Origin of the sequence: Bacillus sp. RC251 (assembly GCF_044908765.1) — a bacterium.
GTDB classification, from domain to species: Bacteria; Bacillota; Bacilli; order Bacillales; family Bacillaceae_G; genus Bacillus_A; species Bacillus_A wiedmannii.
This window is the reverse complement of sequence record NZ_JBIYDP010000001.1, coordinates 241,076-254,308: the sequence shown is the minus strand read 5'-3', so window position 1 is coordinate 254,308 and position 13,233 is coordinate 241,076. Positions and strand designations below refer to the sequence as shown.

The 13,233-nt window shown below is 36.0% G+C and carries 17 protein-coding genes and 1 pseudogene; 6 read left to right on the top strand and 12 right to left on the bottom strand.

The genetic code is table 11. The features are described 5' to 3' along the window. Window positions 1-28: 28 nt before the first annotated feature. The 4 genes from fabH to ABH961_RS01300 all read right to left on the bottom strand — a co-directional run bounded on the left by fabH (window position 29) and on the right by ABH961_RS01300 (window position 3,059). Window positions 29-961, bottom strand: coding sequence for a beta-ketoacyl-ACP synthase III (fabH, locus tag ABH961_RS01315; RefSeq protein ID WP_001100551.1), 933 nt, complete (start codon window positions 959-961; stop codon window positions 29-31). 231 nt (window positions 962-1,192) lie between these two features. Next, on the bottom strand, window positions 1,193-1,369 hold the full coding sequence (locus ABH961_RS01310) for a ComZ family protein (RefSeq protein WP_001003337.1): 177 nt from the start codon (window positions 1,367-1,369) through the stop codon (window positions 1,193-1,195). A gap of 53 nt (window positions 1,370-1,422) precedes the next feature. Continuing rightward, window positions 1,423-2,295 (bottom strand): NAD-dependent epimerase/dehydratase family protein, encoded by an 873-nt coding sequence (locus ABH961_RS01305; RefSeq protein WP_141500125.1) that lies wholly within the window; start codon window positions 2,293-2,295, stop codon window positions 1,423-1,425. A gap of 29 nt (window positions 2,296-2,324) precedes the next feature. Continuing rightward, window positions 2,325-3,059, bottom strand: coding sequence for a lipase family protein (locus ABH961_RS01300; RefSeq protein WP_048545174.1), 735 nt, complete (start codon window positions 3,057-3,059; stop codon window positions 2,325-2,327). Between the two features lie 156 nt (window positions 3,060-3,215). Between ABH961_RS01300 and ABH961_RS01295 the strand changes: the two genes are divergently transcribed. Beyond that, entirely contained in the window at window positions 3,216-3,398 is a 183-nt protein-coding gene (locus tag ABH961_RS01295) for a YjzD family protein (RefSeq protein WP_001211113.1), read from the top strand. 38 nt (window positions 3,399-3,436) lie between these two features. Here ABH961_RS01295 and clpB read toward each other — a convergent pair whose 3' ends face one another. Beyond that, window positions 3,437-6,037: an ATP-dependent chaperone ClpB gene (gene clpB / locus ABH961_RS01290; protein ID WP_098077722.1), complete on the bottom strand. Its 2,601-nt coding sequence runs from the start codon at window positions 6,035-6,037 to the stop codon at window positions 3,437-3,439. Window positions 6,038-6,236: 199 nt separating this feature from the next. Next, window positions 6,237-6,416, bottom strand: coding sequence for a YjzC family protein (locus ABH961_RS01285; RefSeq protein WP_000531420.1), 180 nt, complete (start codon window positions 6,414-6,416; stop codon window positions 6,237-6,239). A gap of 491 nt (window positions 6,417-6,907) precedes the next feature. Here ABH961_RS01285 and ABH961_RS01280 point away from each other — a divergent pair, with 491 nt between their 5' ends. The 3 genes from ABH961_RS01280 (at window position 6,908) to ABH961_RS01270 (ending at window position 8,160) form a co-directional block, all read left to right on the top strand. Continuing rightward, on the top strand, window positions 6,908-7,717 hold the full coding sequence (locus ABH961_RS01280; protein ID WP_001041227.1) for a Cof-type HAD-IIB family hydrolase: 810 nt from the start codon (window positions 6,908-6,910) through the stop codon (window positions 7,715-7,717). Between the two features lie 104 nt (window positions 7,718-7,821). Further along, window positions 7,822-7,962 (top strand): hypothetical protein, encoded by a 141-nt coding sequence (locus ABH961_RS01275; RefSeq protein ID WP_000516816.1) that lies wholly within the window; start codon window positions 7,822-7,824, stop codon window positions 7,960-7,962. Then, entirely contained in the window at window positions 7,963-8,160 is a 198-nt protein-coding gene (locus ABH961_RS01270; protein ID WP_046957006.1) for a DUF3813 domain-containing protein, read from the top strand. A 25-nt stretch (window positions 8,161-8,185) separates the two neighbouring features. Here ABH961_RS01270 and ABH961_RS01265 read toward each other — a convergent pair whose 3' ends face one another. Continuing rightward, window positions 8,186-9,043: a YitT family protein gene (locus ABH961_RS01265; RefSeq protein ID WP_048545180.1), complete on the bottom strand. Its 858-nt coding sequence runs from the start codon at window positions 9,041-9,043 to the stop codon at window positions 8,186-8,188. 100 nt (window positions 9,044-9,143) lie between these two features. Between ABH961_RS01265 and ABH961_RS01260 the strand changes: the two genes are divergently transcribed. Next, the gene (locus tag ABH961_RS01260) at window positions 9,144-9,275 is read left to right on the top strand and encodes a DUF3941 domain-containing protein (protein ID WP_001120851.1); all 132 of its coding nucleotides are present in this window, start codon (window positions 9,144-9,146) and stop codon (window positions 9,273-9,275) included. Window positions 9,276-9,404: 129 nt separating this feature from the next. Then, window positions 9,405-10,262, top strand: coding sequence for a peptidylprolyl isomerase PrsA (gene prsA, locus ABH961_RS01255; protein WP_048545182.1), 858 nt, complete (start codon window positions 9,405-9,407; stop codon window positions 10,260-10,262). A 39-nt stretch (window positions 10,263-10,301) separates the two neighbouring features. On the opposite strand, the gene ABH961_RS01250 is transcribed toward prsA, so the two are convergent. The 5 genes and pseudogenes from ABH961_RS01250 to ABH961_RS01230 all read right to left on the bottom strand — a co-directional run bounded on the left by ABH961_RS01250 (window position 10,302) and on the right by ABH961_RS01230 (window position 13,224). Then, complete coding sequence (locus tag ABH961_RS01250) at window positions 10,302-10,565, bottom strand: hypothetical protein (RefSeq protein WP_141519985.1); 264 nt, start codon at window positions 10,563-10,565, stop codon at window positions 10,302-10,304. 392 nt (window positions 10,566-10,957) lie between these two features. Continuing rightward, a complete protein-coding gene (locus ABH961_RS01245; protein WP_048545187.1) occupies window positions 10,958-11,434 on the bottom strand; it encodes a hypothetical protein in 477 nt (158 codons plus the stop codon). A gap of 270 nt (window positions 11,435-11,704) precedes the next feature. Beyond that, window positions 11,705-12,411 (bottom strand): annotated as a pseudogene (locus ABH961_RS01240) (RHS repeat-associated core domain-containing protein); the annotation flags it as partial. A 47-nt stretch (window positions 12,412-12,458) separates the two neighbouring features. After that, a complete protein-coding gene (locus ABH961_RS01235) occupies window positions 12,459-12,776 on the bottom strand; it encodes a hypothetical protein (protein WP_255258484.1) in 318 nt (105 codons plus the stop codon). Window positions 12,777-12,981: 205 nt separating this feature from the next. Beyond that, a complete protein-coding gene (locus ABH961_RS01230) occupies window positions 12,982-13,224 on the bottom strand; it encodes a hypothetical protein (RefSeq protein WP_048545189.1) in 243 nt (80 codons plus the stop codon). Between the last annotated feature and the right edge of the window lie 9 nt (window positions 13,225-13,233).

Genomic DNA, 13,233 nt, shown 5'->3' with positions numbered 1-13,233 from the left:
AAATACACTCCTTTTTTTCTCTCAGTCCTTATTTACCCCAACGAAGAGCAACTGCTCCCCATGTTAATCCGCCGCCGAAACCAACAAGTATAATTAAATCACCATCTTGAATACGTCCATTTTGCAATTCCTCTACCATTGCAATTGGAATTGAAGAAGCTGATGTATTACCAAACTTTTCAATTGTCATACTCATTTTTTCTTGTGGTAAATTTAATCTCTCTCTTGCAGATTCCATAATACGAATATTCGCTTGATGTGGTACTAAAAAATCCACATCCTCTTTCGTAAGTCCCGCTTTTTCTAACACGCGAAGACAGGAATCACCAAGTTGGCGAACAGCAAATTTAAAGACTTCTCTGCCGTTCATCATAACATACTCGTCTTGATAAAGATGCTTACCGCCGCTTCCGTCTGCTCCTAATTCGAAAGATAGAACGCCTCTTCCTTCTGAAACCGCCCCCATTACGATAGCACCGGCTCCGTCTCCAAATAGTACTGCTGTATTTCGATCATTCCAGTCTACAATTTTAGATAGTTTATCACTACCAACTACTAATACATTTTTATAAGTTCCCGTTTGAATAAATTGCTGCGCTGTAATCATTCCGTACATAAAACCAGCACACGCTGCACTTAAATCCATTGCGGCTGCGTGTTTTGCGCCAATGGCTTCTTGAATGACACAAGCTACTGCTGGGAATGCGCGATCTGGTGTTACTGTTGCCACTAAAATCAGGTCGATATCCTCTCCGCTAATCCCGGCATCTTCAAGTGCTTTTTTAGAAGCCTCTACCGCCATATATGAAGTATCTATTGTATCATCGGCAATGCGTCTTTCTGCAATTCCCGTTCTCGTACGAATCCATTCATCCGATGTATCTACGATTTTCTCTAAATCGTGATTTGTGACTACTTTTTCTGGCACATATCTTCCGATCCCTAAAATGCCCACGTTCACATCGCAGCCCTCCGTTTTATATCAATTATTATGACTTGGTACTAATTTTAAAACATAAATGTATTTTTGTCTAGAATATATTTCAGTTAAAACATAAATCCAGCATTATTCACTTTATTGTTTATTAAAAGAAACAGAAACATACCTTTCCTGTTTCTTTTGAAATATAAAAAGGCCCGAACCGCTTCTATCCACGGTTCGAGCCTCTCTTCCCTTCCAAAAAAGAAGGTTTTATTCTTTATCTGCTTTCCCAAGCTCATATGCTTCGTTCATAACTTTCATCAATAACTCTAATACTGGTTGTGCTTTCTCCATATCAAGCGCAATTCCATTCGAATCTAAGATGGCCTTTGCTTCTGGTAAATGCTTCATTGCGATTTGTAAAAATTGCATGCTTTTCTCATTCATATTATGTTCTTCCTCTCCATTAAAACTTTCACATACATAGTGTAACACGCTCGCTATCCTTCGTATAACTCTTTATATTTTTTCATATGTGCCAATTGTTTATTTAAACCGTATTCTAACGGGGTATTTCTTTTTATCGAAATAACCTCGACAGCATCATTTCGTTCTTCCTCATTCTTTTTATTCACTTTATCCGCTGCACGTAAAAGGTTCATACCTTTTTTCCATAATGACTTTTTACCACTAAGTAAATTGTATATGCCGAGATGCTCCGCGTTCATTCCATTGTCCCATAAGTATTCACATACATCTTCCACGTACAATAGATCACTTCCATTTTCCTCGCTCGCATAATGGCACTCTTTCTCATCCAGTTCTGATAAAATGAGCTGATGATACATCATAAAAGATGGTTGCCATGGCCCATATAATGTAGGAACTCGAAATACACTATATGGTGCCTCTCCTTTTTTCAATCCTTCTTCCACTTTCAAAAATAAACGTTTATTTTCAGATTCATCTGCGTTTCCTACTTCAATAGAAGAAATTAGATTTAACTTCACTTTCTGCTCTGCACACAGCCTTATAATCCGCTTTAAATACTGTAATATAACTCTTTCATTCCGAAAACCACTTTGTTGATTTGGCTCATACAAGCAAAAGTAAACAGTATCGAACTTCTCTCCTTCTACTGATCTCCATCCATCTTCATCTCTTATCGAATAATACGTAAATAACGCATTTCGTCCAATCAACAATAACTTCTCTTCATTAATTTTTTTCATATTCTCGAATTCATCAAAATCAAGACCGTACACTTCTACTTCTTCTGCAATCATTTTATTCACAAGGTGATAACCTACAAACGTAAGTGCACCTATAATTAGCACGCGCTCCATACCACCAACCCTTTCTCCTTGAAACAAATAGCTCCTCATTTATGTATATGGGAGCTTCACAATTCTTCTTCATATTTTTTAAAGAAATCAGTCGTTTGCCTAACCATTTTATATTTCACATCTTGCAGATGGAATAAGACAGAAGTATCGCATTGATTGAATTGCCTCATTTTCTCATATTTACGTAACAACTGTTTTCTTCCTCTTTTTTCTTGTGTTGATACGAAAACTTTAACAGGTACACAAGACGGAAGAAGCGTAAATGATTTCTTATTTATTTTGGATTCTAATTCTTCTTCTTTGGAATCATACGCCAAACTTAATTCCTTCACTAATCTTTTGTAAAAAAACTTATGCTCTTTTTCAAACTCCACATATTCTGGTAAATCTAAACACGGATTTAACATAATGACAGAGCGTATACATTCAGGGTATTTGTTCATCATTTCAAGTGCTACAAGTGCACCCATACCATCTGCCATAATGTGCATTTTCGCATTTAATGTCTCTTTTCTCAAAACAACGTCATATAAACGTTTTGCTAGACGAACAGATTGGTCGTTTCCCCAATGTCTTCCGTATAAATTAGAGGAAAAGACCGTGTAGCCTTCCTCAATAAGGCCATGTAAAAAATAAGATCTACCTGCATGCTGTGTCCATAAACTTGTACCATTCTCAATAAAGTAGTTATAATCACCGAGAAGCATAACAGAAAATCCATTTGGCTTCTCCGGTAAATAAATGACACATGGTTCTTTTTCTAAATAAAAAAAACGTTCCGTAATACTCATTTTTCCCCCGCCTTATTTTCTAAACGTATAAAAGTACTCTTCTATAATGTATGAGCGGAATGCAAATTTGCGTTGAAAAATCTACAAATATTTTTCTATATTCTTTTTTCAATTGTGTTACAATAAGGACAGATTGAACGAATAGAGGTGTAAAATATGCGTTTCATTTGGGCATTAATTTGGTCGTTCGCGCTTGTACATATGATGAGCTACGTAATCGGCTCTATGACTGGCGGTACATACGATTTTAACCAAGCGTCTATTTTCTCGGTTGTTCTTGCGGTGTTAGTACTAGCAATTTCAGCTACAATTCCAAACGAGCCAGTAGAACAACACTAAAAAAAGAGTCCGGATTTTATCCGAACTCTTTTTTTATTTTACTTTACATGAACGACTAATTCGTTATTTTCTACATCAACAACTACGTGACTGTTATCAGTAATTGTTCCTGCAATTAATTCTCTCGCTAATTTCGTCTCAACTTGACGCTGTACATATCGTTTTAATGGACGAGCTCCGTACATCGGATCAAAGCCAGCTTCTACAACAAATTCTCTCGCTGCGTCTGTTAATTCTACCGTAATATGACGGTCAGCTAAACGGCCTTGTAATTCTTTTACAATTTTATCAACAATACCTTTAATTTCATTCGTTGTAAGAGGCTTGAATAAAATAATTTCGTCAACGCGGTTTAAAAACTCTGGTCGGAAGTGTCCTCTTAATTGCCCCATTACAAGTTCTCTTGATTCCTCTTTAATTGAGCCATCTTCTTCTAATCCATCTAATAAATGAGCAGAGCCAATATTTGATGTCATAATAATAACTGTGTTTTTAAAGTCTACTGTACGTCCTTGCGAATCTGTAATGCGTCCATCATCTAACATTTGTAATAAAATGTTGAATACTTCTGGATGTGCTTTTTCGATTTCGTCTAACAAAATAACTGAATACGGTTTACGTCTTACCGCTTCTGTTAATTGACCACCCTCTTCATATCCAACATATCCAGGAGGCGCACCAATTAAGCGTGACACAGCATGTTTCTCCATATACTCAGACATGTCGATACGAATCATTTGCTCTTCACTATCGAATAAAGACTGCGCTAACGTTTTTGCAAGTTCAGTTTTACCAACACCTGTCGGTCCTAAGAAGATGAAGGAACCAATTGGACGATTCGGATCTTTAATACCAGCGCGTGCACGAAGAACTGCGTCTGATACTAAGCTTACCGCTTCCTCTTGTCCGATGACACGCTCTGATAAAATTTGCTCTAAGCGTAGTAATTTCTCGCGTTCACCTTCAACGAGTTTTGCGACAGGAATACCAGTCCAGCGTGAAACAATATCAGCAATCTCTTCTTCACTTACTTCCTCACGTAACAAACGATTTTCCTGTTTATTATGTGCGCCCATTTCTTCTGCTTCTTTTAACTCTTTTTCAATTGCAGGAATTTTCCCGTGACGAAGTTCCGCTGCTTTATTTAAATCATAATTACCTTCTGCTTCTTCTAATTCACGGCGCAGACGCTCTAAATGTTCACGTAAGTCACGCACTTTATGAATATCTTCTTTTTCTTTTTCCCATTTCGCTCTCATACCACTTGCAACTTCTTTTAAATCCGATAATTCACGTTGCAACGTTTTCAGGCGTTCTTGGCTACCAAAGTCCTTCTCTTTTCCAAGAGCCGCTTCTTCAATTTCCAGCTGCATAATGCGGCGCGTTACTTCATCTAATTCTGTTGGCATAGAATCAATCTCTGTTCGAATTGTTGCACACGCTTCGTCAACAAGATCGATCGCTTTATCTGGTAAGAAACGATCCGAAATATATCGATCTGATAAAACGGATGCTGCTACAATCGCGCGGTCATGAATATTTACACCATGATAAATTTCAAAACGCTCTTTTAAACCACGTAAAATGGAAATTGTATCTTCAACAGTTGGTTCTTCTGCTAATACTTGTTGGAAACGTCTTTCTAGCGCCGGATCTTTCTCAATATATTTACGATACTCATCTAACGTTGTTGCCCCGATACAATGCAGTTCACCACGCGCAAGCATCGGTTTTAACATATTTCCTGCGTCCATCGCACCTTCTGTCTTACCAGCGCCGACGATTGTGTGAAGTTCATCAATGAATAATAAAATGCGACCTTCACTCTTTTTAATTTCATTTAATACAGCTTGCAGACGCTCTTCAAACTCACCACGGAATTTCGCTCCAGCTACAAGCGCACTCATATCTAATGCGAAGATTGTTCTATCTTTTAATCCTTCTGGTACATCCTTCTTCACAATACGCTGTGCTAATCCTTCAACGATTGCTGTTTTACCAACACCGGGTTCACCAATTAAAACCGGGTTGTTTTTCGTTTTACGTGAAAGAATGCGGATTACACGTCGAATTTCACTATCGCGACCGATAACAGGATCAATTTTCCCTGCTCTCACTTCCGCCACTAAATCACGACCATATTTTTCTAACGCTTCATAAGTTGCTTCTGGATTTTGACTAGTCACTCTTTGATTCCCCCGAACTGTCATTAAAGACTGTAATAAGTTATCTTTCGTAATGTGAAATCTTGTAAGTAATTGATTTATATCGCCTTTTTCTTCTGAAAAAGCAAGCAATACATGTTCAACTGAAATGTAGTCATCTTGCAATTTCTCTGCTTCTTTTCCTGCTCTTACAAGTAGTTGTTGCAGAGCACCTGTTATATATAATTTTCCTACTTCTGCACCGCTTCCCGTTACAGAAGGTTTTTTCTTAATTAAACTTTCGGCGCCTTGCTTTAACGCTTCTATATCGACATTCATTTTTTGAAAAATACGCACTGCTAATCCATCTTGCTCTTCTAATAATGTAAACAAGAGATGAACAGTATCTACTTCTTGATGATGATGAGATACCGCTAAAGATTGGGCACTCATAATCGCCTCTTGTGTTTTTGTTGTCATTTGATTTAAGTCCATCTTTACAGCCCTCCAAATGTTTGACTTTCTTTGACCTTTGATTTGATTATACGCCAACTGACTTTTTTATACAATAATTTTGCTTATGTATTCTCAAACTTATTATTGGAAAAAGAAAAAGGGAACATTCATTATACAACTGAAAAAATATACGCAATGCGTAACGACAAAAAAGCCGCAATAATAATTGCGGCTCCTGTTACGGTTTTCTTTTATATGTCCACTGACGGTTATGATTCGCGTTATCTGGAAACTTTTCACCCGCAGTTAATTTCACCATTTGCGGATCTTTTACCATACTTCCTGTTTCACCAATTTCTACGTAAATACCATCGTTTGGCGCTTTTTGTCCAGAACGAAACCTGCGATTTTGTCCCATTTCCATTCTCCTTCCATGACGTCTTTGCCTCATTAGTATATCCATTTTAAAAGAAAGCTTTTCTGTCATGTTTAGGAAACAAGTACTACATTTCGTTCTTGTACATATACATGAATGACACAAGCTTAGGAAGGGATTTCTTTCCTATTTGTAGAAAAAAAGAAACCAACCTACTATAGGCCAGCTTCAAAGGAGAGTCAAACATATACGAGAAGATTACATGTTCATTATAAGCCTCATCATACGAGCAATGTAACCCTTTTCACAATTTGTACATAATGAAAGAAACATTGTTTGAACTTTCTAAAAAGATATTGACTTTTCTTAATTTCCAGTGAGAAATAGTAGACACCACAGCACTTTGCGACGTAAGATGGATATATAGTGAACTTTCCATCTTTGGTGTTCTCACCCAGTTTAACCTCTTATTTCTGCATATTAAAAACGGAAATACAGATAGAAACAAAAAAATTATTATAAGAGGTGAAATTATGAATAAACAGCATTTAATCGCATTAGACTTAGACGGCACTTTATTGACAGACAACAAAATAATTTCCACTCGCACAAAACATACAATTGCAAAAGCAAAGGAACAAGGACATATTGTCGTTATTTCAACAGGACGTCCATTCCGTGCTAGTTTTGATTACTATAAAGAACTCGGTCTTAATACACCAATCGTAAACTTTAACGGCGCTTACGTACATCATCCTCTTGATTCAAAATGGGGAACACATCACTCTCCTCTTGAGCTAGCAACAGCGCAAGAAATTGTCCGAGCTTGCTTTGATTTTGGCGTGAAAAATATATACGCTGAAGTAATGGACGATGTGTATGTTCGTGAAATTGATGAAGATAAAAAACATATTTTCGAATTCGGTTCTCCAAATATTTTTACAGGAGACTTATTAAATACTCTAAACGATCATCCAACCTGCTTATTAATTGACGCACATGACGAGCATTCCAGTGCAATTCGTCAACATTTAACTGATATGCATGCTGAAGTAATCGACCATAGAAAGTGGGGCGCACCTTGGCCGATTATTGAAATCGTAAAAAGCGGGTTAAATAAAGCTGTCGGATTACAAAAAATTTCTAGTCATTACAACATTCCACAAGAGCGAATTATCGCTTTCGGTGATGAAGATAACGACTTTGAAATGATTGAATTTGCTGGTCATGGCATCGCAATGGGTAATGCAATTCCTGAATTAAAATCACTCGCAAATCATACGACATTAACGAATGAAGAGGATGGTATTGCGCTATATTTAGAAGAGGTTCTTGGGTTGTAATCTAAAAATTCCCTGCTTATAGTTTTTCGCCAAACGCTCATACTATAATTAGACGCCGGATTATCGCGTCGATTGTTTTCAGCTAAATAAAGGGGGTTTTTCGAATGGGTAAAAAGAACAAATCAAAACGTTTTATCCAACAAGGAGCCGATGCTGTTATGAAGCATGATGCAAGATTCCCGTACCGTGGTACATTAGCTGAGGCAGAAAAGGCGAGAAGTAACTCTTCTTTTGGAGGGGTTTAAATGGGGAACTTACTATTCCAACAAGCTAGAGATGCCGTTGCAAATGCCGTCACTTGTTCAAGCGGTACTGAGCAACAAGATCTCGTATATAGAGCAAAAAACGCTTTGCACTCTGCTTATGCAAACTCTTCAACAGCTGAAAAAGTTCAGCTACGTGAAATGCAGGAGCAATTGCAAAATATTACGAATTTACATTAAAAAAGAGGACCAGCTTTGGTCCTCTTTAATCTTTTCGAAACAAGCCAAACACCCCAACCGTCTGTAATACGTTTGTAAATGCACCTGGGTCCACTTGCCTAATAACCCTTTCTAATTCATATAACTCATAACGCGTAATAACAATCATTAACATTTCCTTATTTTCATTTGTATAAGCGCCTGTTGCTGGTATAGTTGTAATCCCCCTCACTAAGCGAGACTGAATCGCCTTTCGTACATCTGCCCCATTCTTCGTAACGATTAGTGCTGTAATCTTCACATGACGCGTATGAATCGCATCGATAATTCGTGTTGACACATACAAAGTCACCAAAGTATATAATGCTTTTTCCCATCCATACACATAGCCAGCCGCAATAATGATCAGTGCATTAAAGAAGAAAAAATACGTACCGACAGGCTTATCTTTAATCTTTGATAAAATCATGGCGATAATATCTAAACCACCTGTAGAAGCCCCCCACTTCAACGCAATCCCTACCCCAATCGCTGAAATAATCCCACCAAAAATCGCATTTAATATAATATCGTTCGAAACCGCTCTAACCGGGATGATTTCTAGAAACAAAGTCATAAATATGACGCAAAGAAAACTAAAAAAAGTAAAGGCCTTTCCAACCTTTTTCCACGCTAAAATAACGACGGGAATATTAAACAAACTAAACAATACCCCCGTTGATATGTGAATAGATAAAAAGTCCCCTAATATTTGTGATAACAATTGAGACAATCCAGCAAAGCCACTCGCGTACACTTTCGCTGGCGTTAAAAATAAATTCATTCCAATCGCGTTTAACAAACCTGCGACAATTACAACGATTAACTTCTTTATAAGTTCGGTATAATTCAACTTGAAATCCATTTCTAATCCACCTTTATTATTCATGAATGCACTGCTATACATAGTCTTTACGAAAAAGGAAATGATAAACGTACAACGGTTAGAAATGGAGTTGATACATATGCCACATACGAGTGATAACGACAAAAAAGCACGCGATAATAATGCAAAGCGTACACAAAAAAATGAGCAAGAACAAAAAAATATTCAGCAAGGTAAGCGTGCCTATTCTAAAAAGACTGATCACCTTTGATCCCATCGTACATCAACAATATTGTTGATGTACTTTTTTACATTTTACAGGGAAAAAACATTAAAAATTCACTTCATGTTCACTTCTATATTCTACAATAGCGATAACATATTCGGATGAGGTGTTGGCATGAGAGGGAAACACATTTTTATTATTACTGCACTAATAAGTATATTAATGCTAGCTGCTTGTGGACAAAAAAACAGCTCAGCTACAGTCGCTACAGCAACAGACTCAACCATTACGAAGAGCGACTTCGAAAAACAGTTGAAAGATCGTTACGGAAAAGACATGCTATACGAAATGATGGCACAAGACGTTATCACGAAAAAATATAAAGTATCTGACGATGATGTAGATAAAGAAGTACAAAAAGCGAAAAATCAATATGGAGATCAATTCACAGCAGTACTCGAAAACAATCGTTTAAAAGATGAAGCTGATTTCAAAAATCAAATTAAGTTCAAACTTGCTATGAATGAAGCAATTAAGAAAAGTGTTACAGAAAAAGACGTGAAAGACCACTATAAACCAGAAATTAAAGCGAGTCATATTTTAGTAAGTGACGAAAATGAAGCGAAAGAAATAAAGAAAAAATTAGATGCTGGCGCTTCATTTGAAGAATTAGCAAAACAAGAATCGCAAGATCTACTATCAAAAGATAAAGGTGGAGACCTCGGATACTTCAATTCAGGCAGAATGGCGCCTGAATTTGAAACAGCTGCCTATAAACTAAAAGTCGGACAAATTAGCAATCCCGTTAAATCACCAAACGGTTATCATATTATTAAATTAACTGATAAAAAAGATTTACAACCTTACGATGAAGTGAAAGACTCCATCCGTAAAAACTTAGAAGCAGAACGTATTGCCGACCCTACATTCAGTCATAAGTTAATACAAAAGGAATTAAAAAAGGCAAATATTAAAATAAACGATAGTGAATTGGAAGATACGTTTACTCTTGCGCATGAGCAAGGGAATTAAAAAAGCACGATCTTATTTAATTAAATAAGATCGTGCTTTTTAATCTTTCATCAATATTTTCAACTTTGTCTTCACGCTTTTATAATGCCAATTGATGTGATCTAATTCTATCTCCACTTCAATTAGCCCATCTATTAAGTCTTCTTTAGATTGCTGAGAGTTTATAATATTTTCAAGTGATTTTTCAAAAATTTTACTACTCTCATATATATCATTTAAATCGACCGCTAATATTTCACGTTCTTTTTCAGGAGATAATACGGAAAGTCTTTTTATTAATTGTTCTAGTACATTATCTTGCATTATCATACCTCCCTTCTCCTCATGGATTGGTTCTATTACCGTCATAGAAGAATAAGTAATTTAAAATAAAAAAGTGTATCTCAAAATCAAACTATTTGTTTAGGTTTTGAAATACACCGAATAGACTTTACTTTTCTTTTTCAAAAATACTAGCTAATATTCCACTAATCATCAAAGAAATCATTAGTAATACATTCATTGTATTACTAATGAACGACCTATATGGAGTAAAGGTTGCTATGAATAGATATATTTGACTCACTACTAACACCGTGACCACTTTATATTGTTCTTTTTTAACATAATCGCTAATACAACTGCAATTAAGCCAACATTATATACACCAATAAATATCTGTGTTATCTCAATTTTACTAATCTATCTCTTCCTTTTTAAAAATCCAATTTTTTAGCGGACTTGAAATAGTCTTGAAATTTATCATCTATGTCCTCATCTTTACTTAAAAGAAGTGTTACATACGAATCCCAACAAACAATCTCAAGAACAGCATCAGGATACTGTATTACAGGATGCCCATTCCAAAAGCTCTTATTTCCATTTGCATAAGGCTCAACGGATAATTGATTAACATTAATATTTATTGATTTGTCAATCGCAGTAAAGACTCCCCAAATAAATTGTATTTCATAAACATCAATAAATTCAGTTAATTCTTCTCCTGTTATAAAAATTATATCCTGATTTACAATAGGATGAGATTCTATCTTTCTACTTTCAGAGTTAACTACATACTCTAAATCTGTTATTAACCAATTAAACTCTACTTGTCTACCTTGAAATGCTTCGAATATTACCTTTAAATCTGTATGATATTTCATTTCTTTTACATCTTCTAGAATAAAATTCAATTTTCTCCTCCTTAATAGTGTCTAGACATTCCTAGCACCACTATATAAATCGAGTTTAACTTTCCTACATCCAAATTTAGTGATTAATCAAGTTATTATAATTCACAAAAACGCTTAATTCCCCTTACATGATTTAACAGTTACTTCTTCTTAGGAGGCCTCTTTCCTTTATTCACTGCTTGAGGCTTTCCCCGTTCAACCTTAGTTTTTCCTTTCCATTTCCATATATGTCTATGGACGGGCCATGGATGCGTTTTGGGATTACCATGGTTACCATAATCTATGTCTTTTTTTCACTCGTCCTGTACCATCAAAATGACGAATAGTTTTGTCACCTTTTTTCGTAACTATAACCTTGGTCCCATTTTTAGGCCCATATTTAGTAGATGTTTTTGAGGATTTTTTGTTTCCAAACCTTTGTTTTATCTGTTTTCCAAGATACCAAGCGCCATAAGCTCCACCAACTGCTAATGTAGCTATCAATGCCGCTTGTCCAAAACCTGGAACAAGATATATCCCCGCCGCAATAGCCGCATGCCCATCAGGATCAACCTTCATTACCGGATTATTATCCCCATACGTATACCCATTCATTGTAACCGGGTCATCTTCATCACCCGGATCTGGATCCACCGATAAGAACACACCATGCTCCGGATTATAATAACGGGCAATCAAATAATACATGCCAATCTCTTTATCATACATGTATCCTGCATATCCGAATGGATTGTCCGCTGCGATTCCTTTTGCTTCACTCTTTAGGACGTTCCCCCATGCATCGTATTCATAGCTTGCGACTATTTGCCCATCTTTGTCGGTCATTGCATTACGTCACCGCGCGGGTTGTAGTGGTAGTATACCGTTTGTCCTTGCGATTCCATAGCTAAGCGCGTGCCACTTGTAGCATATACATATTGACGAAGTATAGTTCCATTTCCATATAATTCATATAATGTATTGATGGTGTCACTATTTCTTGTGCCTTGTATATATTTTTATAGAGATGAATTTTTTAGTCTATTCAACTTTTACGTAGAATATATCTTTCAGGGGGATCGCTCACCTGCTCAGCTTGAAAATATAATAATTTATTCGGTATGCATGAAATTAAGCAAGGTAAACCACGCCACATAACTTTTTCTATTGCACATTCTAATTTCATAAAACTCCCATCAATTTCACTAATAAGGGACATTACGTAACAAAAATCATTTGCTCCATATTTTTTTAATTGAGTTGATATTCCCTCAGCGTATACCATATTTTTTGGAATAGCTTCAAAATACATAGAATTTAAGATAGTATCATAATTATGCGCCAGACGGCCTAATGCCGTCATTCTTTTTTTGGGTGAAGTTAGTTCAAAAATAATTCTATCCTGGATTTTTTTAGGGAAAAGCTCCTAACTATTAGTTGTTCATATTCTTTACCCATGTATCTTTTATCCTCCTCTATTCTTAAAGAATGAAGATGTTATGTTAAATAAAAAAGTGTACCCCAAAATTAAACTAACTGTTTAAATTTTGAGATACACTGAGTCAACTTTACTTTTCTTTTTCAAAAAAGCCAGCTACGATAAAAAGCACACATAAAGAAAATACAACTAAACATTTAACCTTCCAACTAAAAAAATCAAAATAAGAAGTAAAAGCTATCAAAATCATATAAACTAATAATATTAACACTACACTCAATCTCTTATATTCTTTTGCCCTCCAAGTAATAATTACAGCATATATAATCCAGCCAAAAGCAAAAACACCATAAATAATTTCACTACTAGACATATACCGCTC

What these genes read in the sequence shown, in the direction of transcription:
- ABH961_RS01230 (WP_048545189.1), bottom strand. Translation starts at nt 13,224, where the DNA reads ATGTCTAGTAGTGAAATTATTTATGGTGTTTTTGCTTTTGGCTGGATT.
- prsA (WP_048545182.1), top strand. Translation starts at nt 9,405, where the DNA reads ATGAGAGGGAAACACATTTTTATTATTACTGCACTAATAAGTATATTA.
- ABH961_RS01280 (WP_001041227.1), top strand. Translation starts at nt 6,908, where the DNA reads ATGAATAAACAGCATTTAATCGCATTAGACTTAGACGGCACTTTATTG.
- clpB (WP_098077722.1), bottom strand. Translation starts at nt 6,037, where the DNA reads ATGGACTTAAATCAAATGACAACAAAAACACAAGAGGCGATTATGAGT.
- ABH961_RS01310 (WP_001003337.1), bottom strand. Translation starts at nt 1,369, where the DNA reads ATGAATGAGAAAAGCATGCAATTTTTACAAATCGCAATGAAGCATTTA.
- ABH961_RS01235 (WP_255258484.1), bottom strand. Translation starts at nt 12,776, where the DNA reads ATGACGGCATTAGGCCGTCTGGCGCATAATTATGATACTATCTTAAAT.
- ABH961_RS01295 (WP_001211113.1), top strand. Translation starts at nt 3,216, where the DNA reads ATGCGTTTCATTTGGGCATTAATTTGGTCGTTCGCGCTTGTACATATG.
- ABH961_RS01300 (WP_048545174.1), bottom strand. Translation starts at nt 3,059, where the DNA reads ATGAGTATTACGGAACGTTTTTTTTATTTAGAAAAAGAACCATGTGTC.
- ABH961_RS01270 (WP_046957006.1), top strand. Translation starts at nt 7,963, where the DNA reads ATGGGGAACTTACTATTCCAACAAGCTAGAGATGCCGTTGCAAATGCC.
- ABH961_RS01275 (WP_000516816.1), top strand. Translation starts at nt 7,822, where the DNA reads ATGGGTAAAAAGAACAAATCAAAACGTTTTATCCAACAAGGAGCCGAT.
- ABH961_RS01265 (WP_048545180.1), bottom strand. Translation starts at nt 9,043, where the DNA reads ATGGATTTCAAGTTGAATTATACCGAACTTATAAAGAAGTTAATCGTT.
- ABH961_RS01250 (WP_141519985.1), bottom strand. Translation starts at nt 10,565, where the DNA reads ATGCAAGATAATGTACTAGAACAATTAATAAAAAGACTTTCCGTATTA.
- ABH961_RS01285 (WP_000531420.1), bottom strand. Translation starts at nt 6,416, where the DNA reads ATGGGACAAAATCGCAGGTTTCGTTCTGGACAAAAAGCGCCAAACGAT.
- ABH961_RS01260 (WP_001120851.1), top strand. Translation starts at nt 9,144, where the DNA reads ATGCCACATACGAGTGATAACGACAAAAAAGCACGCGATAATAATGCA.